Source organism: Halovivax ruber XH-70 (assembly GCF_000328525.1).
Taxonomy (GTDB): domain Archaea; phylum Halobacteriota; class Halobacteria; order Halobacteriales; family Natrialbaceae; genus Halovivax; species Halovivax ruber.
Window position 1 is genome coordinate 1100271 of sequence record NC_019964.1, and the last position, 26771, is coordinate 1127041.

General features: G+C 61.0%; 26 protein-coding genes and 1 tRNA gene. 9 read left to right on the top strand and 18 right to left on the bottom strand.

The window, feature by feature from the left end; all coding sequences use genetic code 11:
* From HALRU_RS05170 to HALRU_RS05185, 4 genes are read right to left on the bottom strand one after another with little or no spacing between them, the layout of a single operon-like run.
* Nucleotides 1-177 (bottom strand): RNA-protein complex protein Nop10, encoded by a 177-nt coding sequence (locus HALRU_RS05170; RefSeq protein ID WP_015300350.1) that lies wholly within the window; start codon nt 175-177, stop codon nt 1-3.
* A 25-nt stretch (nt 178-202) separates the two neighbouring features.
* Nucleotides 203-1003, bottom strand: coding sequence for a translation initiation factor IF-2 subunit alpha (locus HALRU_RS05175; protein ID WP_015300351.1), 801 nt, complete (start codon nt 1001-1003; stop codon nt 203-205).
* Nucleotides 1000-1173, bottom strand: coding sequence for a 30S ribosomal protein S27e (locus HALRU_RS05180; RefSeq protein WP_007697697.1), 174 nt, complete (start codon nt 1171-1173; stop codon nt 1000-1002). Before HALRU_RS05180 ends, HALRU_RS05175 begins: the two co-directional genes overlap by 4 nt.
* Before the next feature lie 5 nt (nt 1174-1178).
* A complete protein-coding gene (locus tag HALRU_RS05185) occupies nt 1179-1463 on the bottom strand; it encodes a 50S ribosomal protein L44e (RefSeq protein WP_007697694.1) in 285 nt (94 codons plus the stop codon).
* A gap of 136 nt (nt 1464-1599) precedes the next feature.
* On the opposite strand from HALRU_RS05185, the gene HALRU_RS05190 reads away from it, so the two are divergent.
* The 7 genes from HALRU_RS05190 to HALRU_RS05220 all read left to right on the top strand — a co-directional run bounded on the left by HALRU_RS05190 (nt 1600) and on the right by HALRU_RS05220 (nt 9111).
* Complete coding sequence (locus HALRU_RS05190; RefSeq protein ID WP_015300352.1) at nt 1600-1854, top strand: HAH_0734 family protein; 255 nt, start codon at nt 1600-1602, stop codon at nt 1852-1854.
* Nucleotides 1855-2078: 224 nt separating this feature from the next.
* Nucleotides 2079-2153 (top strand) — tRNA-Met (locus HALRU_RS05195).
* Between the two features lie 459 nt (nt 2154-2612).
* Nucleotides 2613-4514 (top strand): ABC transporter substrate-binding protein, encoded by a 1902-nt coding sequence (locus HALRU_RS05200; protein WP_015300353.1) that lies wholly within the window; start codon nt 2613-2615, stop codon nt 4512-4514.
* Nucleotides 4515-4549: 35 nt separating this feature from the next.
* Nucleotides 4550-5524 (top strand): ABC transporter permease, encoded by a 975-nt coding sequence (locus tag HALRU_RS05205; protein WP_015300354.1) that lies wholly within the window; start codon nt 4550-4552, stop codon nt 5522-5524.
* Nucleotides 5525-5547: 23 nt separating this feature from the next.
* Complete coding sequence (locus HALRU_RS05210) at nt 5548-6732, top strand: ABC transporter permease (RefSeq protein WP_015300355.1); 1185 nt, start codon at nt 5548-5550, stop codon at nt 6730-6732.
* On the top strand, nt 6732-7778 hold the full coding sequence (locus HALRU_RS05215) for an ABC transporter ATP-binding protein (protein ID WP_015300356.1): 1047 nt from the start codon (nt 6732-6734) through the stop codon (nt 7776-7778). The genes HALRU_RS05210 and HALRU_RS05215 overlap by 1 nt, the downstream gene beginning before the upstream one ends.
* Nucleotides 7771-9111 carry an ABC transporter ATP-binding protein gene (locus HALRU_RS05220; RefSeq protein WP_015300357.1) on the top strand — a complete coding sequence of 447 codons (1341 nt, stop codon included), beginning with the start codon at nt 7771-7773 and terminating at the stop codon, nt 9109-9111. The genes HALRU_RS05215 and HALRU_RS05220 overlap by 8 nt, the downstream gene beginning before the upstream one ends.
* 48 nt (nt 9112-9159) lie before the next feature.
* Here HALRU_RS05220 and hpt read toward each other — a convergent pair whose 3' ends face one another.
* From hpt to HALRU_RS05245, 5 genes are all read right to left on the bottom strand, one after another.
* The gene (hpt, locus tag HALRU_RS05225) at nt 9160-9732 is read right to left on the bottom strand and encodes a hypoxanthine/guanine phosphoribosyltransferase (protein WP_015300358.1); all 573 of its coding nucleotides are present in this window, start codon (nt 9730-9732) and stop codon (nt 9160-9162) included.
* A gap of 151 nt (nt 9733-9883) precedes the next feature.
* A complete protein-coding gene (locus HALRU_RS05230; RefSeq protein ID WP_015300359.1) occupies nt 9884-10456 on the bottom strand; it encodes a DUF7344 domain-containing protein in 573 nt (190 codons plus the stop codon).
* A 109-nt stretch (nt 10457-10565) separates the two neighbouring features.
* Complete coding sequence (coaBC, locus tag HALRU_RS05235; protein ID WP_015300360.1) at nt 10566-11765, bottom strand: bifunctional phosphopantothenoylcysteine decarboxylase/phosphopantothenate--cysteine ligase CoaBC; 1200 nt, start codon at nt 11763-11765, stop codon at nt 10566-10568.
* A gap of 73 nt (nt 11766-11838) precedes the next feature.
* Complete coding sequence (locus HALRU_RS05240) at nt 11839-12624, bottom strand: NAD-dependent epimerase/dehydratase family protein (protein ID WP_015300361.1); 786 nt, start codon at nt 12622-12624, stop codon at nt 11839-11841.
* Nucleotides 12625-12768: 144 nt separating this feature from the next.
* Nucleotides 12769-13509 carry an FAD-binding protein gene (locus HALRU_RS05245; protein ID WP_015300362.1) on the bottom strand — a complete coding sequence of 247 codons (741 nt, stop codon included), beginning with the start codon at nt 13507-13509 and terminating at the stop codon, nt 12769-12771.
* Between the two features lie 107 nt (nt 13510-13616).
* On the opposite strand from HALRU_RS05245, the gene HALRU_RS05250 reads away from it, so the two are divergent.
* A complete protein-coding gene (locus HALRU_RS05250; RefSeq protein ID WP_015300363.1) occupies nt 13617-14153 on the top strand; it encodes a type II toxin-antitoxin system RatA family toxin in 537 nt (178 codons plus the stop codon).
* 48 nt (nt 14154-14201) lie between these two features.
* Here HALRU_RS05250 and HALRU_RS05255 read toward each other — a convergent pair whose 3' ends face one another.
* The 9 genes from HALRU_RS05255 to HALRU_RS05295 form a co-directional block, all read right to left on the bottom strand.
* Nucleotides 14202-15266 carry a cupredoxin domain-containing protein gene (locus HALRU_RS05255; RefSeq protein ID WP_015300364.1) on the bottom strand — a complete coding sequence of 355 codons (1065 nt, stop codon included), beginning with the start codon at nt 15264-15266 and terminating at the stop codon, nt 14202-14204.
* A 99-nt stretch (nt 15267-15365) separates the two neighbouring features.
* Nucleotides 15366-16433: a M42 family metallopeptidase gene (locus HALRU_RS05260; RefSeq protein WP_015300365.1), complete on the bottom strand. Its 1068-nt coding sequence runs from the start codon at nt 16431-16433 to the stop codon at nt 15366-15368.
* A 69-nt stretch (nt 16434-16502) separates the two neighbouring features.
* Complete coding sequence (locus HALRU_RS05265) at nt 16503-17036, bottom strand: DUF7529 family protein (RefSeq protein WP_015300366.1); 534 nt, start codon at nt 17034-17036, stop codon at nt 16503-16505.
* An 84-nt stretch (nt 17037-17120) separates the two neighbouring features.
* Nucleotides 17121-17558 carry a DUF7555 family protein gene (locus HALRU_RS05270; RefSeq protein ID WP_015300367.1) on the bottom strand — a complete coding sequence of 146 codons (438 nt, stop codon included), beginning with the start codon at nt 17556-17558 and terminating at the stop codon, nt 17121-17123.
* A gap of 1 nt (nt 17559) precedes the next feature.
* Nucleotides 17560-18951: an ABC transporter ATP-binding protein gene (locus tag HALRU_RS05275; protein ID WP_015300368.1), complete on the bottom strand. Its 1392-nt coding sequence runs from the start codon at nt 18949-18951 to the stop codon at nt 17560-17562.
* A complete protein-coding gene (locus HALRU_RS05280; protein ID WP_015300369.1) occupies nt 18948-20324 on the bottom strand; it encodes an ABC transporter ATP-binding protein in 1377 nt (458 codons plus the stop codon). The genes HALRU_RS05275 and HALRU_RS05280 overlap by 4 nt, the downstream gene beginning before the upstream one ends.
* On the bottom strand, nt 20324-22060 hold the full coding sequence (locus tag HALRU_RS05285; RefSeq protein ID WP_015300370.1) for an ABC transporter permease: 1737 nt from the start codon (nt 22058-22060) through the stop codon (nt 20324-20326). Before HALRU_RS05285 ends, HALRU_RS05280 begins: the two co-directional genes overlap by 1 nt.
* Nucleotides 22057-23121: an ABC transporter permease gene (locus tag HALRU_RS05290; protein WP_015300371.1), complete on the bottom strand. Its 1065-nt coding sequence runs from the start codon at nt 23119-23121 to the stop codon at nt 22057-22059. Before HALRU_RS05290 ends, HALRU_RS05285 begins: the two co-directional genes overlap by 4 nt.
* A gap of 297 nt (nt 23122-23418) precedes the next feature.
* Nucleotides 23419-25302, bottom strand: coding sequence for an ABC transporter substrate-binding protein (locus HALRU_RS05295; RefSeq protein WP_015300372.1), 1884 nt, complete (start codon nt 25300-25302; stop codon nt 23419-23421).
* 261 nt (nt 25303-25563) lie between these two features.
* On the opposite strand from HALRU_RS05295, the gene HALRU_RS05300 reads away from it, so the two are divergent.
* Complete coding sequence (locus HALRU_RS05300) at nt 25564-26727, top strand: thiolase C-terminal domain-containing protein (RefSeq protein ID WP_015300373.1); 1164 nt, start codon at nt 25564-25566, stop codon at nt 26725-26727.
* The last annotated feature ends 44 nt before the right edge of the window (nt 26728-26771 follow it).

Sequence of the window (26771 nt, forward strand, 5' to 3'; positions counted from 1 at the left end):
CTACGACCGGTGGCGCCGCTTAAGTGCGCGTCGGTACTTGCCGGATGGATCGTCGGGGGAGAAGGGTGCTGGGGCGGAGTTGACGGTGTCGGCACCACAACTGGGACACGTCTCTGTCAGTGAGTAGACTGGCCGATCGTGCGTCGAGCGATGACAGATACGGATGTCGGATTTCACGGGTAAAAGGGGGCGATTTCGGGGGTTATTCGTCGTCGGTGTGACGCTCTCGGTGGAACGATCCGGTGCCGCCTTCGTTCTCGATGGCGGTGATCGCTCGCTGGGCGCTCGCTTCGAGCTCTGCTTCGGCGGTCTTGTAGTTCGGCGCCTGCACCTGAATCCGGTACTCGGGCGCACCGACGTAGGTGACGTCGAGGTCGACTTCGTCCGGTACCTCGCCGTTTCCTTCGCCGGCGGAAAGCGCCGACCTGACGCCGTCGACGCCGGAGGCGGTTGGGTTCTCGAGGTCGACGTAGCCGGTGACGTTGACGTAGGGGACGGAGACGTTCTCGCGTGCGGTGTCGACGATCGCTTCGATATCGTCGTCGTTCAGCCCGCTGCCGTCGATCGCCTCGGCGCCGTGGATCGCCGACTCCTTGAACGCCTCGTAGAGCGTCGGGTGGACCGACAGGAGGTCGTTCGCGATGGCGGTGTAGGCGTCGCCGTCGATGTCCTCACCGAAGGCGAGTTCCATCCAGTTGTCCGCCTTCTGTTCGTTCTTCCACTCTTGGATCTTCTCGGAGCGCTGGTGGTCGTTGACGTCCTTGATCGAGAGGTCGATCTGCTGGGCGTCTTCGTCGACGTCGAGTACCTTACAGACGGCGATCTGGCCTTCGCTGACGTGGTCGCGGACGTTCTTGATCCAGCCGCTCGCGACCTCGGAGATGTGAGCGAGGCCACGTTTGTCCTCGTACTCCTGCAGGTCGACGAACACGCCGAAGTCTTCGATCTCGTCGATCTTCCCGACGACGAGCTCTCCCGATTCGGGCCAGCCGCTGTACTTCATCGTGACTCGACTGGTTCGACGATCTCGTGGTCGATCGAGGCCTTGCCCCCGGTCGGCCGAGCGAGCGTCGTTCCGCAGACGGCGCAGGCGACGTCGGTCGAGGCCTTGCCGAAGACGATCTGTTCGTTCTCACAATCCTCACATCGGACACGGTAGAATGTTCCTGCCATGGAAATCACTCCTGGAATTCGAGTCGGCCGGCGCGCCATCCCTCTCGGAGGTGGGCCTTGCCGCACTCGCCACAGCGGTATTTGAGGTCGGTCTTCTTCGTGGGCTTGTTCCCACTGGGGACCTTCGAGAACTTCCCGGAGTTCCCGATCGTGGAGGTCTGGCGACGACGCTGTCGGTCGGCGACCTTCTTCATTCCCGTCGAGCGGCCGGTCCGGACCTTCTCGACTTCGTGTTCGTGGTGTTCGTTGCAGTGCGGACAATAGGTGTTGAATCTGCGTGGCATCTGCATAGCGGTCTCACTTACCGGCAGTTGGACACCCCCGCTTAAAACCCGTTTGGTTCGCCGTGCGACTCGCGACGCCATCGGGGGACCGGTGCTCCCTCACTCCGAAGCGCTTACGGTTTGTCACTGTGACGGATCGACTATGAAGCAACTCATCATCCACGGCGACCCCGAGATCAGGAAGGACGCCGTGCTCTCGATCGACGGCGAGGAGGTGGTCTGTTTCGGGATCAACCGCATGGGTGAGTGGCACGGCCCCGACCGCGTCCAGCTCTGGTGTACTGTCGGGACCGAAGACGAGCGCGAGGCGTACGAACTGAGATCGTACATTCCGCACTTTCTGGACGTCGAACACTACGACGCCGACGAGATTGCGGTCGTCGAAGCTGCTGCCTGACCCGCCGTTCTCTTCAGCCAACGATCGAGTCGTTTTCCTTGCTGGGTGTGAGCAGTCGTCGAGGCTCTGTGCAATTCACCGTGAGTATCTGTTAGTACTTTCTCAAACAGCCCTGCTCCACTTTTATTGACGGCCCGTCCGTACACGCGGAGCGATCGAGACACAAACCCACATACGGCACCCGAATCACAACCCTTAACTGTCGTACTCGGGTACCATGAGTCAGCGGGATGGGATAGCCAGGAGATTCCGGCGGGCTCATAACCCGCAGATCGGTAGTTCAAATCTACCTCCCGCTACTTCTTGACTGCGAGCAAACTCGCGAGCAGTCAGATTCAGCCGTGGTAGTTTGAACGATATCGAGGTTCTGCGAGCGAAGCGAGCGGGCTTTTGGGGGTGTTCAATTCGATCGTGACATTCCGGCGAGATACTGCTGAAAGTCGAACGGTGGCGCAGTTTTACCCACGAGATGGTGTTGCATAGCGACGACCGAACGCAATGGGGAAAAGTGATTGCCAGACTGGTATGGTGACGTATTTTGTCGTAACCCTTAGTTAGCAGGCTCGACACGATCCATTACTGGTCGTTCGGCTGTTACATTTGTGCCGTCCTCGACAGCTATAGGAATGTTGATGAATTCGCCGATAATCGACGAGTGAGGGTTTAAACGGGTGATTCGGCCGGGGGTTGTGCAATGTGGCTATGTATCGTGTCTTCGTCCCACAAGGTTTAAGACGTGTCATTGAATCTGGTAGGCCATGCCACGAGGAAGTATGGCAAGCAATGGTGCTAATCCACGAATTAATCGACGGCAATGGCTCGCTGCACTCGGCGTTGGTGGCGCCGCAGCGTTGGCCGGCTGTTCGATGGGTGGTGGAGGGGACGGTGATGGCGACAAAAGTTCGAACCTGGGTGACCTCGAGGAACCGCCCGAGGTTTCGGGGACGTACTCGGCCATCAACGCCTCATCGTTTACGACGCTAAACCCGATCTACAACACTGAGTCAAACGCCGGGACGGCGATCGGCTACGCGCTCGATCAGGGATACACGTTCGATCACAACAACGAACTGGTTCCACTGCTGTACGACATGTCGTCGGAAGACGGTGAGGTGTGGACCTTCGACGTCCGTGAGGACCTCGAATTCAGTGATCCGTACGGATCGGTTACGGCCGAAGATTTCGTCTACCTCATTCAGGAGATTCACCAGAGTAGCTGGGCGAACTCGGCCGCCGCGACGTCCTGGACTGGCGTCGAGGTCGAACAGACCGGCGAGTACCAGTTCCAGGCGACGCTCGAAACCTCCCAGATCCTTTGGCCAGAGTCCTACGACCCGCTGCTGTATCCGATTCCCAAGGATCTCCTCCAGCCGTACGTCGAGGAGGAGGACACGGAGGGACTCCAGCAGGACGAGGAACTCATCGAGTTGCAATTTACGGGTAACCTCGGTGCGTTCACCATGGACGAGTGGGAACGCAGCGCGGGGACGCGGTACAGTCGCAACGAGGACTACTATCTCCAGAACGTCGAGTTCGAAAACAGGTTGATGGAAAACGCGCCGTACTTCGAGGGCGCCGAAATCGACATCATCGAGGAGGAGTCGTCGCGCCTCAATGCACTCGAGACCGGAGAGTCGGACGTCGCCGCGATTCCCCCGACCCGCGTACAGAAGTTCCGGAGTGAGGTGGACAACGTTACCGTCTACGAAGTGCCGACCCCGTACAACAGTATCATCTCGGTGAACATGCGGGACAACGGCTGGCAGACCGGCCCTGGCAATCTCTTCCGGTACAAAGAGTTCCGCCAGGCGCTCACCACCGCACTCAACAAGAACGAACTCATCGAGGGCGTCTACCGCGGCTTCGCCGAACCCCACTACACCTGGCAGCCAGAATGGTCGAACTTCTACCCGGGTGAGGAGGGCATCACGAAGCTTGGAACCGAGGACACATCGACGGCGGAGTACGCGCGTGGTCTCATCGAGGAGGCGCTCCCGCAGTCGGAGTACGACTACGCCTATCAGGACGACAGACTCGTCGACCCGGACGGTAATCAGGTCGTCATCGAACTCTGTATCAACGCCTCCAGTGAGACCCAACAGGTCCTGGGCGAGTACATGCAGGGCGAATACGACGAGAAACTCGGGATCGACCTCGAACTGAACCCGATGGACGCGATGCGGTTCGACACGGACCTCTGGAGCGCCGAACCGCCGGCGGACCCGAGCGAGGAGGAGATGACCGACACCGTCAACGGCGAGGAGGTTACGTGGGAGAACCAGTTCCCGACTAACCCCGGGCCGCGTTCGTTCACGAGTTCGGAGAGCTGGGACATGTCGTCGATCTACGGCCTCAACACCTATCCGATGAACCCGCTCACCAACCAGGTCTTCTTCGATGGGGCTGACACCATGTACAACCCGGTTGGGTACTACCCCGAGTTCGACGTCGAGTCGATCTTCGAGCAGGCCCGGCAGGCTACGAGCACTGAAGAGATTCAGGAGGCGATGAACGAACTGTTCGTCAACCTCGCCGAGGAACAGCCCTACCTAATGCTGACGTTCGGGGACGACACGATGGGGTACAACGCCTCGCTCGAGGGGCCGGCCGAGAACTTCATGAATGGGTGGGACTTCCCCGCCTGGTACTTCGACGAGTAACGGTCACGGAGACACACAGCATATTTGAGTAATTTATGGGACTTGGGTCATACATAACCGCGCGTGTGTTCTGGGCGGGCATCGTTTCGTGGATCATCGTGACGATTACGTTTCTGTTGCTATCCGCATCGCCGGACCCGACGGTTCAACAGGCTGCCACGCAAGCAGCGCTCGAGGGTGGCAATCCGGCGGAAGCGGCGGAACGAGCACGGGAACTACGAGGACTCGATCAGCCGTTGCACGTCCGGTACATGGACTTCGTGGAGAACGTCTTTACGCTGGATTGGGGTTGGTCCGACTCGCGGAGCCAGCCAGTGACGGAGGCCGTCATGGATTCGCTGTACTACACAGCGCAGTACTCGATTCCGTGGACGATCCTGACGCTGGTGCTGGGGCCGCTCGTCGGCGTCTACTCGGCGGCGAACATGTACAGCTGGAAGGACCACTTAGCAACCGGCTTCGCCTTCTTCGGGTACGCGATCCCGAACTTCTTCTTCGGGATCGTGCTGCTCCTGATCTTCGGGGTGTGGTTCCGGGTCGTCCCCGTCACCTACGACACGACGGTGGCTGTCTTCAGCTTAGAGAACGCAAGACAGCTCATCTTACCTGTGTTCGTGCTCGTGACGGGCTCCATCGGGGGAATCATGCGCGTCTCGAGAAACGAATCCGCAGAGTTCCAGAATTCGGACTTCATGAAGACCGCGAAGGCGAAGGGCGTCTCGCCGTTTCGGGCGTACGCCTATCACGTCATGCGGCCGACGCTCGTGCCGCTCTCGACGACGGTCGTCGGGCAGTTGCTGGCACTGTTCCTGGGCGCGTCGCTACTCGTCGAGGTCGTGTTCTCCATCCCAGGGCTCGGGAGGCTGACCTGGCAGGCGCTCATCGCCCAGGACACGAACCTCCTGCTCGGGACCACGTTGATCTTCACGTTCATCGCCGTGGTTGGGAACCTGCTCGAGGACCTCGTCTTCACCATCGTCGATCCGCGAATCAGCTTCGATGACAGATAACAAGACAATATTACAGAGATACTATGGAACTAGAACGTAACGAACGATTCGATCAGGTCGACTGGGATGCCGTCTCCGACTCGGAGAGCATCGTTCCGTCGATCAATACGATCGGGATGGTCATCTCGTCGATTGTGTTGACCATGCTCTACGTGTACGATATGGAGATCCAGCCCGAACGAACGCCAACGTTCGATGCGATTGGATGGGACGTGACGTTCGAGATGATCGATTACTTCTTCATCTTCACGATCCTCCTCTTTCTGTTCTACATCGTCCTGCCGCTGTTTCAGAACCTGCGCATGACGATGTACTACTGGCGCGAATTCAGGCGAAACCGGCCGGCCGTGGTCAGCCTGATCTGGCTCGGGATCGTCTTCCTCGGGGGGATATTTGGTCCGCTCCTCATGAAAGCACCCGAGGCCAGTATTATGCACGGCCACCAGCCGCCGGTCTTCGCCACGATGGCCGAGGGAAACGTCCCGAGCTGTGTCGGCGAGGTCTCCGGGGGGATGTGTCACGGTACCTGGGAGTATCCGCTCGGAACGACTCGCAGCGGCAAGGGCGTGTTCACCATGATCGTCTACGGGATGACGATCAGTATGAAGATCGCGTTCATCACGACGACGATCGTCGCCGCGATCGGTATCTCGGTCGGCACCGTCAGCGCCTACGCGGGTGGCTGGGTCGACGAGATCCTCATGCGTGTCGTCGATATCGTCCTGTCGTTCCCGACGCTGTTATTCTTCTTGTTGATCTTGTACGCGTTCGGCGCAAACCTGACGACATTCATCATCGTCTTCTCGATCTTCGCCTGGGGCGGAACGGCCCGGTACGTGCGGAGTAAGGCGTTGTCGATCTCCGAAGAGGAGTACATCGACGCTGTCAGGATCAGCGGGGCGAACACGTTTCAGGTGGTCAGGCGACACGTCGTCCCGAATACGGCGAGCAGCATCATCACCAACCTGACGCTGCTCATCCCCGGTTTCCTCCTCGCGGAAGCCCAGTTGTCGTACCTGGGTCTCGGCGATCCGAGTATTGCCTCCTGGGGGCAACTCATCGCGTCCGGCCGATCGGAACTGGACTTCGCGCCGTGGATCGTCCTCGCGCCAGGTATCGTCCTCTTCCTGACGATATTGGCGTTCAACTTCCTCGGTGACGCACTGCTAGACGCACTCAATCCGCAGGCGGAGGCCGAGTCAGAATAATGACGGCAGAGACGCCACTTCTCGAGGTCGAAGGCCTCGAAACGACGTTCAGCACAGAACAAGGCGAAGTCGTCGCCGTCGACGGAATCGACTTCAGCGTCGACGCGGGTGAAACCGTCTGTATCGTCGGCGAGTCGGGGTCCGGAAAGACGGTCGCCACCGAATCGGTCACCCGCCTCATCAGTACGCCGCCCGGCCACGTCGACGGCTCGGTGCGGTTCCAGGGTGAGGAACTGCTCGAAATGACCGAAGAGCAGCTGCGCTCGATCAGAGGAAACAACATCTCGCACATCTTCCAGAACCCGCAGGATGCGATGAACCATTGTTACACGGTGGGCTGGCAGATCGTCGAGGCGTTGCAGGTTCACACGGACCTTTCGAAGGCAGACGCTCGATCGAAGGCTGTCGACCTCCTCGATCGCGTCGGGATCGCGAACGCCAGTTCGCGGTTCGACGACTATCCCCACGAGTTCTCGGGCGGACAGAAACAGCGCGTCATGATCGCCATGGCACTGGTCGCGGATCCGGATCTCTTGATCGCTGACGAGCCGACGACGGCATTAGACGTCACCGTCCAGAGTGAGATCCTCAACCTGCTGGACGAACTCCAGGACGAGTTCGGCATGGGGATTCTGTTCGTGACGCACGACCTCGGCGTCGTCGCCCAGATCGCCGATCGGGTCGTCGTGATGTACGCGGGAAAGGTAATGGAGCGCGGCGATGTTTACGACATCTTCGACAATCCATCACACCCGTACACGCAGAAACTACTCGATTGTCTCCCGGGACGAAACGCGACTGGGGGTGGGATTCCCGGCTCACTCCCGTCGGTCATCGACCCACCGAACGGCTGTCGGTTCGCCGACCGGTGCGAGCACGCCATGGACGCCTGTCGCGTTGGTGAGCAGCCGAGAGAGGTCGACATCGGTTCCGGTCACGCCGTCTCGTGTCTTTACTATCAGGAGGGGTACGATCGAGCGGTGGTCGAGTACGACATACCGGAGACTGGTACTTCTTCAGGCGAGGTGAGTCCAAGCGATGACTGAGCAACCACTGCTGTCCGTCAAGAATCTCAAAAAGCACTACCCGATCCGAAAGGGTTTCTTCAACCGGCAAGTCGGTGCCGCGCGGGCTGTCGACGGGATTAGCTTCGATATCCGACGTGGGGAGACCGTCGGTCTCGTCGGAGAATCGGGCTGTGGGAAGTCGACTGCTGCACGGTCGATTATCCGGCTCGAAGAGCCGACCGACGGTGAGGTCATTTACAACGGCTCACTCGGGGCGGGCCACGATGGGTCTGCCTCTAGAACGACCGACGTCACCGAGTTCGATCGTGGCGAACTGAAGTCGTTCCGGCGGAAGGCCCAGATGATCTTCCAGGACCCGTCGTCGAGTTTCGATCCGCGGATGCCAGTCGGCGACGCCATCGGTGAGATGTTGCAGGTTCACGGGATGGCTGATCGCGAACGTCGTCGTCGCATCGTCGAGAACTTGATCGATCGAGTCGGCCTCGAACGAGACGATTACGATCGCTATCCGCACGAGTTTTCGGGCGGCCAGAAGCAGCGTTTGGGGCTCGCTCGCGCGCTCGTGTTGAATCCGGACCTGATCATCGCAGACGAACCTGTCTCGGCGCTCGACGTGTCGATCAAAGCGGAGATTCTGTCGTTGCTCGACGAACTGCAGACGGAGTTCGACCTTTCGCTCCTGTTCATCAGCCACGACATGTCTGTCATCCAGGAGGTGAGTGACCGCGTCGCGGTCATGTACCTCGGCGAGATCGTCGAGCTGGGACCGACCGAGACGGTGTTCGAGAATCCGCAACATCCCTACACCGAGGCGTTGCTCTCGTCGATTCCGCAGCCGGATCCCCGAGCGGCGATGGACAAGATCGAGCTACACGGGACGGTCCCGGATCCGTCGAATCCCCCATCCGGCTGTCGATTCCACACGCGGTGTCATCGCGTGCTACAGCCGGCGGACCTCGACCTGGAGCAATCGAGCTGGCGGAACCTAATTACCTTCCGTGAGCAGGTGCTGTCGGACGCGATCGATATAGAGACGGTTCGAAAACAACTCGCTGCCGAGGGTGAGACGGAGGCAGTGGCAGACGCCGACCTGAAGGCTCGTCTCCGAACCGAGTTCGATCTCGATGCACCGCTGGCATCCGAACGGGCCGAAGAACAGTTCGAGACGGTCCTCTCACACCTCGTCTCGGAAGAGCCGGAGGCGGCGCGCGAGTTGCTCGAGACGACGTTTATCTCGCCGTGTGCAAAGAAGCAACCGGCAACGACCGAGCATGCTGGGGACCATCAGTCCGCGTGCCATCTCCACGAAGAACGTGACGCCGCGACCGAGTCGACCGAACTGCTGCAGTGACTCCTTCCCGCCGTAACTGGCGGGATAGTCCCCTCGCGGAACAGGGTGTCAGTCGTCGCCGTTCGCGTCGACGATGACGACTTCGCCGTCGACCACGTCGACGTTGACGAGCGTCTTGACGTGGTGGCCGCTGTCTTCGACCTCGTTCGCTCCGCCGACTTTCTTGATGACGGCGACGGAGTCGACGACCTCGGCGCCGATTTCGTTCAGCGCGTCGATGACGGACGCCAGCGTCCCGCCGGTCGAAAGGACGTCGTCCAGAACGAGGACTCGCTCGCCTTCGTGGACGTCGTTGATGTACATCTCGTTCTCGGAGTACCCAGTCTGTTGGGCGATGGCGACCTCTCCTTCGAGGCCGTACTCACGCTTTCTGATGACCGTGAGTGGTATGTCCGTCATGAGTGAGACGGCGGTCGAGATGTGGATTCCCATCGCAGCGGGGGTGACGATGCGGTCGACTTCTTCGAGATGTGCTTTCCGGATGATCCTGATGACGATCTCTCGAAGGAGTCCGGGGTCGAGTTTTGGGACGCCGTCACTGATCGGGTGGACGAAGTACTGGTAGCCGTCGTCTTTCTCGACGATCGGCGCCTCACGAAGCGACCGTTCCAGTTGATCCATGTCGCTGGTGGGGCCGACGCGGAGTAAAACCTGACGAATGTCGAATGCCTCGGATAGAGTGAATATACATCAAAATATTGTTGGGAATTCTCTCGGCTCAAAGGATTGGCTTCCCGGTCGACCGTCCGTCGGATCGCTTATCGGCTCGCGCTCACGTCTCGTCCCGATAGGAGAGCTCGGGCGGGTGGTTCCCGTAGCCCAGGCGCATCGTCCGTTCGTGGTAGATGTGGACGGCTGCAGTCGCCGTAAAGACGAGCGCGAGTAATGCTGTCCAGCCCAGTGTCGGGACGATCGTGAAGGGGTAGACGCCACCCCACAGCGCCGCGACCAGTGCGCAACTGATGGCTCCGAGTGAGAGGTACAGTTCTCGCCAGGCGAACTCGTGTCCCGGGACGATTTCCAGATAGACGCTGATATCTCGGGTTCGATCGGTGGCCTCGATCACCCCCGCGTCGGAGTCGAATAGGAGAATTCCCGACTCGTCCATCTTCGGCAAGTGCGTCTGCTGGAGCGTGGTGTAGACGCGCTTTCGTTGTTCGGGCGTGACGCCGTCGAGCGTCGTTTCGTACTCCCAGGCGGCAACCTGCTGAGCCAGGTCTCCGAGTTCGACCGGTCGGTCGTCCTGTTTTAAATACTGGAGGACGAATCGCCGTCGCTGGTTACGCAACACCTCGAATACCTCGCCTTTCGATAGATGGTCTGTGGGTGCGTGATCGGGCAGCATACTGGAATTGGTAGGCGTACTGGATCCCTGTCGGCCATGGATCCGGTCACTCGTTGGCACGAACGCGTTCTATTTAACCTTCCTGACTGATCGCTGGCGCCGGCGCAGTTTAGACGACTTGCCCGAGTGAGCGTGCAATCTCCTCGGCCAGATCGGCCTTCGTTCCGGTAAACGAGGCGACGTCGCCTGCGTGAACGAGCAACGCGCTGGTTTCGTCTTCGCCCATCACGCTGGCGTCGTTCGCGACGACGAAGGCGAGGCCGACCCGGTCGAGCACGTCTCGCGCGGCGTCGATCATGGCTTGCTCGTCGCCACTCGTCTCGGTCTTGAAGCCGACGATGGGCAGATCCGGCCGATCTGCCCTGACTGTATCGATGAGTTTGGCCGTCGGTTCGAGCGTCAGTTCGCGCTCGGTGCCCGATCGGATCTTCCCGTCCCGTTCGTCGGTCGTGTAATCTGCCAGCGCCGCTGCGGAGACGAGGACGCTCGCCGTCTCGCAGGCCGATCGGGTTGCCTCGATCATCTCGGCAGTCGTTTCGACACTGATCACGTCGGCGTCGGGTAGCGTCTCGTCGTGCGAGTTCGCTGGCTTTTCGACCGAGTGGGGGCCGATCGGTCCGTGGATCAGCGTGACGTCCGCGCCGCGAACGTAACAGGCGCGAGCGACAGCCCGCCCCATCCGTCCGGACGAGCGGTTCGTGAGAACTCTGACGGGGTCGATCGCCTCGGCAGTCGCCCCGGCCGTGACGACGACGTGCTCCCCTGCGAGCGGTGTCTCGCCCGTCGCCCGTGCGACGGCCGTACAGATCGCGTCCTCGGTCGCGATCTTCGCTTTCTCCTCCTCGATCCGGGGATCGACGAGATCGACGCCCCACGATTCGATCCGCTCTAAGGACGCGAGCACGCCCGGGTGGTCGTACATCGGTTCGTGCATCGCCGGTGCGACGACGACCGGAACGTCGGCGCCGAGCGCCGTCGTCGCCGTCGTCGTGACGGGTGTGTCGTCGATGGCGGCGGCAAGCTTCCCGACGGTGTTGGCCGTCGCCGGGGCAATCAGGAGGACGTCGGCCCACCCGTCGCGACCGCACAGTTCGACGTGCTCGACCCGCCAGGAAAGCTCGGTGACAGCCTCGTTTCCGGTTGCGTAGCCGACAGCGTTGGGATGGACGATCCCACTCGCACTCTCGCTCATCACTGCCTTGACAGAAGCGCCACGGCGGCGTAGCTCGTGGGCCAGTTCGACCGTCTTCACGGCCGCGATCGACCCAGTCACCCCGAGTACGACGTTCACGTCTTCGAGCTGCGGCATGTGGTATCCGACGAATGCGGCCGTGGCGGGTTAAACGTTGACCACTGACTCCCGTGTCGTGGCCTCCTGGGATCTACTCCTGTTCAGTCGATGTCCCACTGTCGAGAACCTGCCTTGCATTGTCCCGCGGTCGATAGCCGAGCTCCGTCTGGGCCTCGACGATCGAGAAGTATCGTTCGTCGTTCGCGGAGACGACGTGACAGGTCAGCGGCGACTCCTCGATGCTGTGAGTGACGGATTTACGAAGGGCATCGCGGCAGTCTCGCGGACTGAGGTACATCGCGCGGGCGAACCTGGCGTGGTCGTCGTCCTCGGACTGGGTCTCACGAAGCGACTCGTCGTTCAGCAACCAGCCGATGCGCAGGTTGACGACCGTCAGGCCGTGGCGATCCGCGAAGTACGTCCCGATGGCTTCGCCCGCGACCTTGCTGATGCCGTACGGTGAGTCGGGGCGTGGGGGGTCGTCGGGAAACACGGGGCGAGGCTGTTCGACGAGCGACTCGGGCTCGGCCGTGTCGGCGGCGTTGTACATGTGCATCGTGTGGTTCGTACTCGCGAAGACGACGCGGTCGAGGTCGTTCTCGACGGCGGCGTGATAGGCGTTGTACGTTCCGTCGACGTTCGCGTCGAGCACCTCGTCCCACGAGGCCCACGGTGACGGGTTCGCCGCCAGATGTACGAGCGTGTCGTGCCCGTCGAGGACGTCGACGAACCGGTCCCGATCGGTTACGTCGAGGGTGACGACGTCGATGTCGTCGGCATCGCTGCGGGCCAGTATCGTCGTCTCGTGCTCGTCGAGTGCACCGAGTGCCTGTCGCCCGACGTTGCCGGTGCCACCGGTGATCGCAACGATTGCCATGCACCGTAGACGGCGCCCGGCAGGAAGAAACGCCACCCGTCGTGTGCGCTTCGCGACTGGCAACGAAACGGTGACCATCACACGTCGACGGAGCGTGAGTGATTGGCCAGGTATTCGCCCACGACGCGTGCGGGTTTTACTCAGTTATTCGTCGGCGACGCGTGGATGTTGTGTCGGTTCGTCGTCGAACGGTTCCTCGAGATCCTGGGCTAACCGTGTCCGCGCTCGCTCGTCGTGAGCCAGCCGTTCGTCGGCCTCGATCTCGTCACAGGCGGGCGGCACGTTGCGGTCCCGTCCGGTAAAGTATCCCTGTGGTGCGACCCAGTCGTGATAGAACGGTGTGTCGCTGTCCTGGACCACCGCCAGGCCGACTGTGGCGCCGTGGCCGGCGGCGACGATCGCCTGATGGGGCGTGTCGGCGATTCGGCCCGCCGCGTAGATTCCGTCGACGGCCGTCCGCCCGGCTCGACCGACCGACACGACGTACTTGCTCCCGCGCTGGATTCGCTCGACCTCGGTCCCGACGAGGTACTCGCTGTCTGGCCAGGAAGCCGCGACGACCCGACGGGCTTCGTAGTCGTCGTCGACCCCCGCGAGCCGAACGACTCGATCCTGGTCGCCGGCGGTTTCGCCTGTGAGGCCCACACTCTCGATCCGATCGTCGACGACTGTACAGCCCGTCGCTTCTGCCTGGTCGCGAACGATCGACAGGTAGCGTCGCGCGTCGAACCCGGCCGGCAGTCCGGGGTAGTTCTCCAGACTCGCGTTCCGGGCGAGGATCGACTCTCCGGCCGAGACGACGAGCGTATCGAGCTCGGCGCGGGCGGTGAACAGGCCGGCCGACAACCCGGCGACGCCGCCACCGACGACGATGCAATCGTACATGGGTGTCACTCCGTCGGTGACCCCACAACGGTTCCGATTCGACTCGAGGCGGATCCGCGTCCGCGCGGACGAGTAACGCTTACCCTCCCCGCCCGCGATGAGCGAGTGTGGATCGGATCGTCCTCAGCACGCTCGTTCACCGGGAGCCGGAAACCGTCTTCGAGACGGTCAGGGACTTTCGGACGTACCCGAACTACGCCTCCGTCCTCGATGCGGTCTCGGCCGACGGCGACGGCGGGGTCGGGACGCGCTACGATCTCGACTTCTCGTGGTGGAAACTCACCTACACCGCTCGCTCCGAAGTGACCGCGATCGACGCACCCGAACGGCTCGCGTGGCGCCTCCGCGAAGACGTCGACGCTGCCGGCGAGTGGCGGATCGAACCGGCCCCCGACGCTGCCCCACCCGACGTGGAGACGGCGAGTCGCCTGTTCTTCGACGTCGCGTACGACCCGCACACGGCCGATTCGAACGCGATCAGCCTGCCCCGATTCGTCTCGCTCGACCGGGTCATCGGACTCGTCCGGCCGCGGCTGTACGACGAGGCCGAGAAGGTCGTCCGTCGACTGGTCGCGGATATCGAGGGTGAGACTCGCGACGTCGAACTCACGGTTCACGAACAGCCCGGGTCGTCGGTGTTGTGAGGCGCCCGTGGGGGGAGACGGTTCGTGACTACGAAGTGAAGGACGGCACTACAGTTCGTCGACGACCTCGATCTCGCCTTCCATCCCCGAGTGGGGCACGCACCGGTAGGTAGCCAGTTCGTCTGTCGCGGTGACGGTGAGAATCTGGCTCTCGTCTGGTTCCATCGTCACCTCGGTCGCGTAGTCGTCGACGACCTCGTCGTCGGCGTTTCGCAGTTCCAGATTGTGCCCCGCCCCATTCCCCTCGTCCCAGCCGATGCGATACTCGCGGCCCCGTTCGAGGATCAAGGTCGGATTGTCCACGCCTGCGATGTGGGCAGGTTGTTTGCCAACCCACGACGTCGTCATCGCCCGGAAGACGATTTCCTCGACGTCGGCCCAACTTTCCCGCCTTCCGAGCGAGAACTGGGAGACGACTTCCGTCTGGCCGTTCCATCCCTCCCCAACCACGTCGAATCGCCCTGCTCCAACTTCGTCGGTAGAGAGGGTCAGCGACTCTTCCTCGCGTATCAACTGGTAATCGGTCGGTGATTCGATCGACTCTCCCTGGACGTAGATTCGCTTGGCAGCGCCTCGGTCGGCAAACGTGATCGTCACAGCGTTGGTTCCGTTACCCTCGGTGCGGACGTCGGGATTCACCTGCGTCACCAGCCCATCGGAAATCCAGGTGTACCACTCGCCGTCGATTTCGATGGCCGTTACCTCGACGGTGAGGTCGACGGATTCGTCGGCAATCGATGTCGTGAGCGCGTACTCGACGGAGGCAGCGTCTGCTACGTCGGCATCGAGCTCCCGATCGTACTCTCTGATTGTCTCGTCTGTCGTCCCCGCGCACTCGATCTGCTCGATCGATGGCAACTCCGCCCGCTTGTACAGTTCTCCAATGGCCGACAGCCGTTGGGAGGAATCGAACTCGATCGGTGCGTATTCTGCTGCCTGCTCGTACTCCTCGTCCGCGATCGCTTCGATGAGCTTCCGTCCGCTCTCGCACGGGTCCGATTCCGTCGAACCGTCCGTCTCGGGCTCTGTGTCGTCGCCAATGTCGGTCAGACAGCCTGCCAGACCGACGCCGATGGCACCGGTGACGCCAGTGAGGGCCGTTCTCCGTTTCATACTAACACGTCTCCAAAGGAAGTTAATATGGGTTGTGGTTCCGAAAAATAGCGTTTCGTCCAGACCGTCACCCGAGCGCGTCTGGGTGGCTGTTGGCGCCTACAACGTGTAGTCGACCGTTCCGTCCTCGCGTTCGAGGAAGGCCGTCAGCAGGTCGACCGTCGCTGCCACGTCGTCGCGGTGGACGGCTTCGGTGACGGTGTGCATGTACCGGTTCGGAATCGAGAGCGCGCCAACCGGTTTTGCGCCGTGGGTGTGCTGGAAGCCGGCCGTGTCCGTCCCGCCGGCGGGAAGCACTTCGAGCTGGTAGTCGATCTCCTCGTCCTCGGCGATGGATTTGAATCGCCGGTGTACTTTCGGGCTGGTGATGACGCTGCCGTCCTTGAGCTTGATCGCGGTTCCGTCGCCGAGTCGGGTGACGTGCTCGCCCTCGTCGAACTCCGGAACGTCGTTCGCGACCGTCACGTCCATCGCGATCGCCAGGTCCGGATCGACGTCGACACCGAGTGCCCGTGCGCCGCGGAGGCCGACCTCCTCCTGGACGGTCGCACAGAAGTGGATCGTGGCGTCGGGGTCTTCGATCGCTGCGGCCGTCTGAAGCATGGCGTAGAGACAGATCCGGTCGTCCATCGCCTTCCCGGTGAGCAACTCGCCGACGGTCTCCGTCGATTGATCCATCGTGACGAGGTCGCCGACTGCGACGCGATCTTCGACGTCTTCGGCGGGGAGTCCGAGATCGATGTAGACGTCGTCGACGTCCGGGGTGGCCTCGCGCTCCTCGGCGTCCATCGTGTGCGGTGGTGGTGAGCCGATGACGCCCGGAAGGTCGCCGTCTTCGGTGTGGACCGTCACGCGCTGGGCTTTGAGAACACGAGGGTCCCAGCCGCCCAGGGGATCGAGTTCGAGAAATCCACTGCCATCCTCGTCACTCTCGATGTGGCTGACCATGAACCCGATCTCGTCCATGTGGGCCGCGACGGCGACCTCGTGGTCGCCCGAACCGTCGATCGTGCCGACGACGTTTCCCATCGCGTCCGTTCGGACCCGGTCGACCGACTCGTCGAACGCATCCTGGACGAGTGTCCGTACGCGATCTTCGTAGCCAGGGACGCCGCTGGTCTCGGTGAGCTCGGTGATCATCGCCTCGTCGAGAGAATGCGTTGGCATGTACTCGCTAGTCGGCTGCCCGGGTAAAAAGACGCGGTGTACCGGCAGTTCGGGCGGTCCGGGAGCCGATTACTCGGCTACGCCGGGCTCTTCCGGCTCGCCGATCAGGGGGCCGTACGTCTCGTGCTCGAAGCTTCCAACGACAGTTCCGTTAATCTTCTGCACGTGTGTGTAGAGGACACCTTCTTCGTTGGCATCGCTAATCATCCCGTCTGCGTACATTCTGTTGTATCGGCCAGCGATGAGGACTGCGCGCTCGTTCACTGGATCGATCAACTCGGTAACGAGGTACAGGTACGCTTCGATCGGACGCCCGTACACGAGATACTCGGTGAACGATTCCTCGTCGTAAAACTCCGCAAACGCGTCGGCATCACTATCTGGGACGATATGACAAATGCCGAATTGCTCGTCCGCGTCACCGTCTCGGCTGACTGTATTCGTATGCCCTGCGCTCATAGTCAGGACCTCCCAGCCGTCGTCTCGGCGCTCTTGGGCGATTTGTTCCATCTCTTCGAGTTCCTGTTTCCAGGCTTCGGTCTCTGCAGCGGTTGCATCTTTCACCCGCTCGCTGTGTGGGTCTGCAGGTTGATTCTCGCTCATGAAACCCACTGGGAAGAGCATCCGGATAACTCTTTTCGAGAGAGCCCACGTCGACCTGTCCTGTTGAACGGAGTTTCCCGGTAATTAGGCCACTCCGAGTGCCGTTTCTATGAAGAAGGAGACAGCCAGGGTTGCGACGGCGGCGAGAAACTGCTTTCCAGCCATCGAGACGCGCTCCGGTGGCGGTGGTCGTCTGACCCACCGTGCTGGCGGGATGGCGTTGGCGATTCGTTGCATTCGACCATCTGGCGCCACCGTTTCGACCGCTTCGTCGTACGAGTCAACCGGTTCGTCCTCCGATCCCCGCTGTGGCCAGAGTTGGGCCGTGGCAATGGCCAGCAAAATCCATCCTCCGAAAAAGAGGAAGAGTTTGGCTCTGACCAGGTCACCGCCGGTCAGGAGGGTGAACAAGAGCGCCACACAGGTGAGTGCCACTACGACGACGAACGCGTACGTACACGCGTAAATCCAGGCAGGGACGTGCTGGCGCAGCCATTCTGCAACTGTATCCCGGGCTCCCATATCAGACGTCGCGGGCCTTGATCACTGCCTCGGGATCGTCGAACTCGGCTTTGTGTCTGTGACAGTAGCTCTGATGGTTCGGGCCGGATATCTCGGAGCCGGCCGTTCTTTCTCCCTGCGTCCCCTCGTCAGCGGCATCTTCCTCCTCGACGAAGTGCGGATCCTGCTGATCACAGATGCTGCCGAAGACGGTCCCGTATCGCTCTAGTGCAGCGGCCTCTCCATCGGACTGGGCGAGATGCGCGATCTGATGGATCTCGGTCTCGACATCTGTTGGAAGGTCGAACTCGCCAAACAGCTCGTTCACCGTCTCTTCCATCGTTCCGAATCGCGTCTCCTTGCCGAGTCGCTCACGAATTCGCTCACGGACGGATCGGTCAGCCCGCAGTCTCTCGCCGAGTACCTCTCGGAGTTGGACGATGCGGGTCCACAGGTTGGGGTCGAGATCGCTGAACTCCTCTGGTTTGATGGCCACCGGACAGCGGGTGCTGAATGGACAGCCAGACGGGGGATATCGCGGGTTCGGCGGGGTCCCGTGGAGCGTGATCCGGTCTCTCTCTGCGGTCGGATCGGGTTCAGGGATTGCCGACAACAGCGAGTGTGTGTATGGATTCGCCGGATCGGTGAACAACTCCTCCGTCGGCCCGATCTCCATGATGTTCCCGAGGTACATCACCGCGACGCGGTCGCAGATGTGGCGGACGACGGAGAGGTCGTGAGCGATGAAGAGATAGGTGAGTCCAAACTCCTCCTGGAGATCTTCGAGGAGGTTGATAATCTCGGCCTGGACGGAGACGTCGAGTGCCGAGACGGGTTCGTCGAGGACGATGAAGTCCGGTTCGAGTGCGAGTGTTCGCGCGATCCCGATCCGCTGGCGCTGCCCGCCCGAGAACTGGTGCGGGTATCGGAAGTAGTGCTCGCGCTGGAGCCCGACGGTGTCGAGCAACTCTTTCACCTTCTGTCGACGTTCACGCGGTGTCCCGATCTCGTGAACGTCGAGTGGCTCCCGGACGATCTCTCCGATCGTCATCCGATCGTTGAGGCTGGAGTCCGGGTCCTGAAACACCATCTGGGCGTTCTTCCGCCACTGGTGGAGTTCGTCGCGGCTGAGCGTCGTGATGTCCTTTCCATCGAAGCGGATCTCTCCACCGGTTGCCTCTTCGAGCTGGATCAGTGTCCGACCGAGTGTCGTCTTTCCACACCCGGACTCACCGACCAGGCCGAGCGTCTCACCTTGCTGGATGTCGAACGTGACACCGTCGACGGCTTTGACGGGCGTCCCACCGAACAGACTGTTGCCCTCGTAGTAGGTCTTCAGCTCGTCGACTTCGATCATCGTCTCTGCTGTCTGGGGCGTCCGAGTGGAATCAGACGATACGACGTTTTGACTCATTCGTCACCACCTGTTGACTGTGATTTTGGAACCTGTGTGGCATATCCTTGCTCTTGATGCTGCTCAACGGCGGCCACCGTCGACTTGTCTTCGGGATACAGCAGGCACGCGGCTTTGTGGTCGTCCGCGTTCGCGTTCACCGGGACTGGCTCCGGGTGGACTGCCGAGCACTCGTCGAACGATTTGGGGCAACGTGGTTCGAACCGGCAGTACGTCGCCTTCTCGTTCGGTGTCGGAACAGTGCCATCGATCGTCGCCAGTCGATCTCCTTGCTGTTGGCCAGGGATCGACCGAAGGAGCCCATTCGTGTATGGATGCTTCGGGTTCTTGAAGAGTTCTGTGACAGTAGCCGATTCGACAACTTCACCGGCGTACATGACGTTGACTCGATCCGTGATCTCCGCGATCACGCCCATGTCGTGGGTGATGAACATGATCCCGACGTCCCGTTCGTTCTGAATCTCTTCCAGTAACTCGAGAATCTGCGCCTGGATCGTGACGTCGAGCGCCGTCGTTGGCTCGTCACAGATGAGCATGTCGGGCTCGCAGGCCAGCGCCATGGCGATCACCGCACGCTGGCGCATCCCACCGGAGAACTGGTGTGGGTACTCGGTTACGCGTCGGCGCGCGTCGGGAATTCCGACAGCCTCGAGCAGATCGGCTGCCTCCTGAGTCGCTTCTTCGCCTTTCAGGCCCTGGTGGAGTGCCAGTGCTTCCTTGATCTGGTTGCCGACCGTGTAAACAGGGTTGAGGCTGGTCAGGGGGTCCTGGAATATCATGGCGATACGCCCACCGCGAATGAGGCGCTGGGACTCCCCCGAGAGGTTGGTGAGTTCGATGAAGCCGTCGGTGATCTGTTCGGGGACGGCTGGATCACCGCCGGTCACGAACACGAAGTCGTCGTCGGATACTCGGTCGAACGGCTCCGTAAAGCCGGCTGCAACGATCACTTCGATGGGAACGTCTTCGGCCTGATCGTACCCCAGCTCTGCCGGTCCGACATCGACCGAGGGGTGATCGAGAATCTCTCCCGAATCGTACTGTGACTCGTATGCCCCGATGTCGACGGTATGTTCGGGGAACCGTTCTGCATACTCCTGAACGGCATCCAGGTGATTGAATCTGATCGAACTCCCCGGGAGGACACGACCCGGTGAGTCGACGAGCCCCATGATCGAGCGTGCCGTCACACTTTTTCCTGAGCCCGACTCGCCGACGATACCAACCGTTTCCCCCGGGTGGATGTCGAACGAGATGCCGTCGACCGCGCGAATCGTCTCTTTCTCGGTGAAAAACGCCGTCTGCAGGTTACTCACCGAGATGATCGGTTCCGCCCTGGTTTTCGATTTGCCGACTGTAGATTGCATAGACATTATCCACCACCTCCTGCAGCCGCACCACCATCACCGCCAACGTCTGCTTCGGGATCGATTGCATCCCGAATCCCGTCGCCCAGTGCGTTGAACGCGGTGACGACGAGGACGATCATGATCCCCGAAACCGTCGCGATGTGCCACGACGGTCCCGAGACGTACTGACGTCCGTCTGCGATGAGTCGCCCCCACTCGGGGGTCGGTGGATTGATCCCGAGACCGAGGAACGAGAGAGCCGACGTGGCGATGATGACGCCACCGACGATCAGCGACGCGTAGATCATGATATAGCCGGCGATGTAGGGTGCCATGTGCTTTCGCATGGTTTTCAACGGCGTCTGGCCGTAACTCTTCGCGGCGTCGACCCACTCCTCTTCGGACACCTGTAGCGACGGGCCACGAATCGAGCGCCAGAGTCCTGGCCAGTACGCGAAGGCGAAGATGAGGGCCAGTAACAGCCCACCGTCCATCGGTTCCGCCAACCAGTGATCACCCTCGTTGAAGATCACCGAGAGCATCATCACGAGCAGGAACAACGGGATGGAGATGATCGTGTCGCTGGCGATCACCGTGATGACGTCGGCGACTCCCTTGTAGTAGGCCGTTACGAGGGAGAGTAGCACCGCGATCAAGCCACCGAGGCCAATCGCGAGGACCCCGATGATGAGGGAGGTTTGCGCGCCATACGCGAGGTGTGTCATGAGATTCTGGCCGTGTGGTGTCGTTCCGAATGGTTGCCAGCGACCGTAATCGTCGTAACTCCAGATTCCGACGTTCTCGTTCCCGCGGGACTGACTGTCCAGATTTGCCACCCCATGGGTAACCGTCTCGAGTGTCCCGTCGTCTCCCAAGTAGGTTACCTCGTGTTCGTACGTCGAGTAGATGTTCGCCTCGGCGGTGACGGGACTGATTGTGGGTGCCCAGACCGCGAGCACCAGGAACATGATGACGACCACGAGTCCGAAGAGTCCCCACGTGTGGTTACGGAATCGTCGGAGGGTGTCGTCACGGGGGGTCCAATCTGCCGCACGGTAGTGGTCGCGGAAGACGTTGTACCCCTTCCAGAGCCACCCCAAGAAGGCAAACGCATAGGCGTATACGACGCCGACCCGAATCATCCAGGCCAGCTTGGGTTCGAGTCCGAGGAATGTCCCTTCCCATCCGCTCCCATCGGGTGATCGATAGCCCTGATTGGAGATGAGTTCTCGGTCCGTGAGTGAGGGGAGTTCCGTAAGCGAATCAAGAATGGAGCTCCAGAGGCTGAGTTCGTTCGAGAGGAGCGCGCCGATCGGGGTGAACGCGAGAATGCCCGCGATGGCGGCGAGGATGCCGGTGGCGACGGCCCGATCGAGATAGATGCTTCCACGTCGTGTGACGTCGAGGTCGAATCGCTCTGCGACGTGCCAGGGGAGAATGTACCCACTGACGAATATCGAGGCGACGAACAACAACCCGATAGCCACCAGGTCGTGGACCACAAACGAGATAGCGCCGCCGCCAACGTTCCCCCCGATCCAGTCGGGGACCATCAGGGCGATATCCAGAACGAATGCGAAGACGCCGCCGATCGCAGAAATCCCCGCGATAACCTTCGGGAACTCGAGCAGGATCAGGAGCGCCAGCCCGGCGAACCAGATGGTCGCGGGTCGTGGGTTTTGGCGTATCCGCTCTCGAAGCGTCGTATCCTCTTCCCTCGTCGATGCGTTTGCGGCCGTATTGTCAGTTTGTACACTCATCGTTCGTACCCCACGCGCGGATCAATGATCGTGTAGAGGAAGTCCTGGAACACGTTTAGTCCGATGATGATCACCGTGTAGAAGAACAACAGCCCGCCCGCAAGCGGGAGGTCTCCCTGTGTCATCGCACGGAAGAAGATGTTACCCAGTCCGTTGATGTTGAAGATATACTCGATGATGACTGATCCACCGATCAACACGTATGCTTCGCTCGTGATGACTGGGACGAGTGGAATCAGTGCGTTTCTGAAGATGTGTTTCCAGACGATTGTCCGTTCCTTGAGCCCCTTGGCGCGGGCTGTTTCGACGTAGTTCGAGTTGATGTTCTCGAGGACGGCCGTCCGGCCAATTCGTGCCTCAGCCGCCATCGAAGCGGACCCGAGGACGAGCGCGGCCGGAAGGATGAACTTGATATCGACCATTATCGCCCCCCAGTTGATTGCCATTGGAGAGGGGAGCACGCCGAATATCTGTGCCCCACCTTCCGCGATGAAATTGAGGTCGGGCGTTCCCGTCATACTCTGCAGTTCTGGGCCGAACGTATACCAGTCGAAGCCCAGCCACCCACCACCGTGTGTCTGCCGGAGGACCGCGACGATCATGATTGCGAGCCAGAAGTTTGGCATCGACTGCCAGAGGATCGCGCTGATCGTCGCGAAGTAGTCACCTTTCGTGTTCGGGTTGAGTCCGGAATAGAGTCCGAGCGGAATCCCGATGAAGAGCGGCAGGAGGACCGCCCAGAATCCGAGCCAGAGCGTCGGTGGGCCCGACACGACGATAATGTCCGTGACGGTTTGCCCTGGCCTGACGACCCACGATTGGCCGAGGTCCATCGACAGGAAGCTACCGATGAATTCGGTATATTGCTCCCAGAGTGGGTCAGTGAGCCCGAGATTTTCTCGCATTCGTTGGGCGTCTGCGCCGGTTGCTTCCGGTCCGAGTCGAGCGGCAACGGGGTCGATCGGTCCCATTCGAAGCATGACGAAGATGAACGTCAACACGAGGAATACGACCGGAACTGACAACAGTAACCGCTTGAGGAAGTAGCTCCAGCGGCTCATCGTTGCTCACCTGGTAATCGGAGAGGCGTGCCCTGTCCTTTGTACATTCGTCTCACTTCGCTACTTCGATGCAATCGTTGTAAACGTTCTGTTATCGCTTCCCACAACCCGCGGTTGGCTGGTGATATGACGCCGAACTCCTGATCTCTTTTAGAGATTACTGTATGCTATTTCATTTTCGTCGCTTGGTCAGTTCGCGGTGACGAGGTCGGAGAAGTAGACGATTGTAGTAGCTACCGCTCAGCGCAGTTCGCCACAAATACTGCAAAAAACGGGTCGTCGACGATGCGACTGTCGTTACGCTTCGTCCTCGAGGTTGGTCTGCCAGTCGAGGTAGTATCCGTTGTTGTCACCGGGCATGCCGGAGGTGTCGGTGTTCTTCGGCTCGAATCCGAAGTGACCGTACGACGCGGACGGCCAACTCCAGGCCCAGCCGAGCGAGTACATCTGCAGGTCGCCGTCCTCACCCCGCGACTGAAGCGTACTGAACTGGGTCTCTTCGAGGGTCATCTCGACGCCCAGTCCAGAGAGCTTCTCGTTGATGTTCTGTGCCATGTCCTGGAAGAGCTGGCTCTCGTAGGTCGTGCAGGTGACCTGGAACGGATCGTCTTCGGTGAAGCCTGCCGCTTCGAGTACCGAACCCGCACTGTCTCGGTCGGTCTCGTTGGGACCAAAGGCCCAACCAGAGACGTAGTCTTCGTAGCCGTCCGCTCCCGTCGGCCAGATGCTGGGTGGTGTAAAGCTGAAGGCTTCGAAGCCACGCCCGTCGAGGAAGTTGTTGACGAGTTCTTCGTGATCCGTCACGTAGGCGATCGCCTGTCGGACTTCCACAGGGACGTTCTGGGCGTTGTACGCGAAGTAGTATACGCCCAGTCCGGCGAAACTGAGGTAATTAACTTCTTCGCCGTTTTCGACCGGGCCGTACGTACCGACTTCACGACCTCTGTCGTCCGTCCCCTCGACGTCGATGAGTGACGGATCGTACTGCGCCTGTGGGACGCCGATAATGTCGGCGTTCTGCTCCATCGAGTACGTCCAGATCGCCGTATCGTCTTCGATGATCTCCCAGTGGACGGAATCGAGTGCCGGGGCACCGTCGTGATAGTTGTCGAACGCCGTCAGACGGACGTCCTCCCCAACGGTGAAGTAATCGAGCTCGAAGGGGCCGGTCCCGTTCGCGTACGATTGGGTGAATTCTTCGTGACTGACTTCGCCGTCGTAGCCCTCGATGTCACCAACGGTCCCTTCGGGAACGATCCCGAAGCCACCGTACGAGAGGATGTCGAGGACGGCCGGGTTCGGTTCGCGGATGGTGAACTCGAACGTGTAGTCGTCGACGACTTCCATCTCGAGTCCGTCGGGAACCGGATCGTACGCTCCCTCTTCCTCTTCGTCGGAGGCTTCGTATGCCATCCCGAGGCCGGCTGGAGCGTCGAGCACGAAGCTCGCCCGGACGCTGTTACCGGACTCGGCAAGCCGACGCATCGAGTAGTAGACGTCGTCCGCTGTCAGTTCCGTTCCGTCGTGGAACTGAACCCCCTGTTTGAGGGTGAACGTCCAGGTCAGGTCGTCCTCGGAGGTTTCGTAGCCCTCGACGAGTTTGTCTTCGAGTTCTGGGACGCCGTCTGGGAAGTGCGTCAGTGTCTCGTAAATATTGACCTGAACCTCACTCGAGGCCGTATCGTCCGACATCACTGGGTCGAGCGTGTCGAACGTCGCATTGATCAGGGAGAGTTCGGTATCGCCTTCGACGTTCGTATTGTGGTGTTGCTGGAAGTGGCCACCGAGGGGACCGATCTTTGGCACGTCGACGTAGTCGTACCAGAACCGCTCTTCCTTGGGGTGGAAGAGCGGGATCATGATCTGCGAATCCCGCACGGCCTCTTCGATCTCGACGTAGGATTCGTTCCGGATGTCGGCTCCCTCAGGTCCGGCGTTGTCGACGACCGTGTTCCATGCGGCCTGTGCTTTGTCTGCGTGGGTGGCGTAATCGTCCGGCGCGCCGACGAAGGCGTCACTGTCGCCGTCGTTGCCATCGTTACCGCCGTCTTCGTCGTCCTCTTCGTCGTCTCCCAACAGCGCAGAACAGCCGGCCAGGCCGACTGTTGCACTCCCTCCCATGAGGGCGAGCATCTTCCGTCGCTTGCTATCCACGTTCTGCCGATCAGCAGTATCGGGCATGAGAGTGGCATTGTCACACGGTTCGTATATATCTACCGAACACTTTTGGACAGGGGTTATAGTCATTTGTAATGGAAATCGATGTAGTTAGCCTCGATGGGCCCGGTTGCAGGCAGCGGTAGTGAGACTCTTTCATGCCTGAAAGCGCGTCACGGTAAGTACCCAACGTGGGTCGCTGGCACCCTGTGGCAGGGTGTCGACGGATACATGCGGTGCATAAACCACGAGGTATTAACCGGACCGTCTCGTAGATGGCTACATATGAGTGAGGTGCGCGTCGCGGGTGTCGGACTGACGTCGTTCGGAGCCAGCCCGAACCGAACGGGTCGCGACCTGTTCGCGGAGGCTGCCGATATTGCGTTCGACGACGCCGACGTTTCGCGATCGGACGTCGAGATGGTGAGGTACGGAAATTTCATGGGCGAACTCGCCGAGCACCAGGGCCACCAGGGACCGCTGATGGCCGAAGCGGCGGGGGTCTCTGCTCCGGCAACCCGGTACGAGTCCGCCTGTGCCTCGAGTGCAACGGCGATTCGAGACGCCGTCGTCAGCATCCGGAACGGTGAATCGGACGTCTGTCTGGTCGGTGGGGCCGAACGGATGACGCACCTCGGGACGGCAGGAGCGACAGAGGCTCTCGCGATCGCTGCAGACGACCTCTGGGAGGTCCGTGCCGGCGTGACGTTCCCCGGTGCGTACGGCCTGATGGCCACGGCTTACTTCGATCAGTACGGGGGTGGGAAGGAGGACCTCGCCCACGTCGCCGTGAAGAACCACGAGAACGCCCTCGATAACGAGAAGGCCCAGTACCAACGGGAGATTTCGGTCGAGGAGGTCCTCGAGGCACCCGCCGTCTCCGAACCGCTCGGGCTCTACGACTCCTGTCCGATCTCCGACGGCGCCGCGGCCCTCGTCCTCGTCAGCGACGAGTACGCCGAGACACACGACCTCGCTGCCCCCGTCGCCATCACTGGTTCCGGGCAGGGAGGCGATCGGATGGCACTTCACGACCGTGAGCACCTCGCACGTTCGCCCGCTGCCGACGAGGCCGCGGTCCAGGCGTACGAAGACGCCGGTGTCACGGCCGACGACGTCGCTGCGGCCGAAGTCCACGACTGCTTCACTATCGCCGAAGTGCTGGCGATCGAGTCGCTCGGCATCGTCGACCGTGGTGAGGGAATCACCGCGGCTCGGGACGGGTACACGACCGTCGACGGCCCCGTTCCGGTGAACCTCTCCGGCGGACTGAAGGCCAAGGGCCATCCGGTCGGCGCGACTGGCGCGTCCCAGCTCGTCGAACTGACTCACCTGCTCGAGGGTCATCACCCACATAGTGACGCGATCGACGGCGACACCGTCGTCGCCCACAACGCCGGTGGCACGGTGGCCTCCTGTGTGGTCCACGTTCTGGAGGTGGTCGCATGAACGAGCGCAGTGAGTTCCTGCGAGGACGCCAGCGCGACGCGCTG

Bases quoted from the DNA above. Each gene is read 5' to 3' on its own strand.
- HALRU_RS05175 (WP_015300351.1), bottom strand. From the start codon at position 1,003: ATGAAGTACAGCGGCTGGCCCGAATCGGGAGAGCTCGTCGTCGGGAAG.
- HALRU_RS05180 (WP_007697697.1), bottom strand. From the start codon at position 1,173: ATGGCAGGAACATTCTACCGTGTCCGATGTGAGGATTGTGAGAACGAA.
- HALRU_RS05185 (WP_007697694.1), bottom strand. From the start codon at position 1,463: ATGCAGATGCCACGCAGATTCAACACCTATTGTCCGCACTGCAACGAA.
- HALRU_RS05190 (WP_015300352.1), top strand. From the start codon at position 1,600: ATGAAGCAACTCATCATCCACGGCGACCCCGAGATCAGGAAGGACGCC.
- HALRU_RS05200 (WP_015300353.1), top strand. From the start codon at position 2,613: ATGCCACGAGGAAGTATGGCAAGCAATGGTGCTAATCCACGAATTAAT.
- HALRU_RS05205 (WP_015300354.1), top strand. From the start codon at position 4,550: ATGGGACTTGGGTCATACATAACCGCGCGTGTGTTCTGGGCGGGCATC.
- HALRU_RS05210 (WP_015300355.1), top strand. From the start codon at position 5,548: ATGGAACTAGAACGTAACGAACGATTCGATCAGGTCGACTGGGATGCC.
- HALRU_RS05215 (WP_015300356.1), top strand. From the start codon at position 6,732: ATGACGGCAGAGACGCCACTTCTCGAGGTCGAAGGCCTCGAAACGACG.
- HALRU_RS05220 (WP_015300357.1), top strand. From the start codon at position 7,771: ATGACTGAGCAACCACTGCTGTCCGTCAAGAATCTCAAAAAGCACTAC.
- hpt (WP_015300358.1), bottom strand. From the start codon at position 9,732: ATGGATCAACTGGAACGGTCGCTTCGTGAGGCGCCGATCGTCGAGAAA.
- HALRU_RS05230 (WP_015300359.1), bottom strand. From the start codon at position 10,456: ATGCTGCCCGATCACGCACCCACAGACCATCTATCGAAAGGCGAGGTA.
- coaBC (WP_015300360.1), bottom strand. From the start codon at position 11,765: ATGCCGCAGCTCGAAGACGTGAACGTCGTACTCGGGGTGACTGGGTCG.
- HALRU_RS05240 (WP_015300361.1), bottom strand. From the start codon at position 12,624: ATGGCAATCGTTGCGATCACCGGTGGCACCGGCAACGTCGGGCGACAG.
- HALRU_RS05245 (WP_015300362.1), bottom strand. From the start codon at position 13,509: ATGTACGATTGCATCGTCGTCGGTGGCGGCGTCGCCGGGTTGTCGGCC.
- HALRU_RS05255 (WP_015300364.1), bottom strand. From the start codon at position 15,266: ATGAAACGGAGAACGGCCCTCACTGGCGTCACCGGTGCCATCGGCGTC.
- HALRU_RS05260 (WP_015300365.1), bottom strand. From the start codon at position 16,433: ATGCCAACGCATTCTCTCGACGAGGCGATGATCACCGAGCTCACCGAG.
- HALRU_RS05265 (WP_015300366.1), bottom strand. From the start codon at position 17,036: ATGAGCGAGAATCAACCTGCAGACCCACACAGCGAGCGGGTGAAAGAT.
- HALRU_RS05270 (WP_015300367.1), bottom strand. From the start codon at position 17,558: ATGGGAGCCCGGGATACAGTTGCAGAATGGCTGCGCCAGCACGTCCCT.
- HALRU_RS05275 (WP_015300368.1), bottom strand. From the start codon at position 18,951: ATGAGTCAAAACGTCGTATCGTCTGATTCCACTCGGACGCCCCAGACA.
- HALRU_RS05280 (WP_015300369.1), bottom strand. From the start codon at position 20,324: ATGTCTATGCAATCTACAGTCGGCAAATCGAAAACCAGGGCGGAACCG.
- HALRU_RS05285 (WP_015300370.1), bottom strand. From the start codon at position 22,060: ATGAGTGTACAAACTGACAATACGGCCGCAAACGCATCGACGAGGGAA.
- HALRU_RS05290 (WP_015300371.1), bottom strand. From the start codon at position 23,121: ATGAGCCGCTGGAGCTACTTCCTCAAGCGGTTACTGTTGTCAGTTCCG.
- HALRU_RS05295 (WP_015300372.1), bottom strand. From the start codon at position 25,302: ATGCCCGATACTGCTGATCGGCAGAACGTGGATAGCAAGCGACGGAAG.
- HALRU_RS05300 (WP_015300373.1), top strand. From the start codon at position 25,564: ATGAGTGAGGTGCGCGTCGCGGGTGTCGGACTGACGTCGTTCGGAGCC.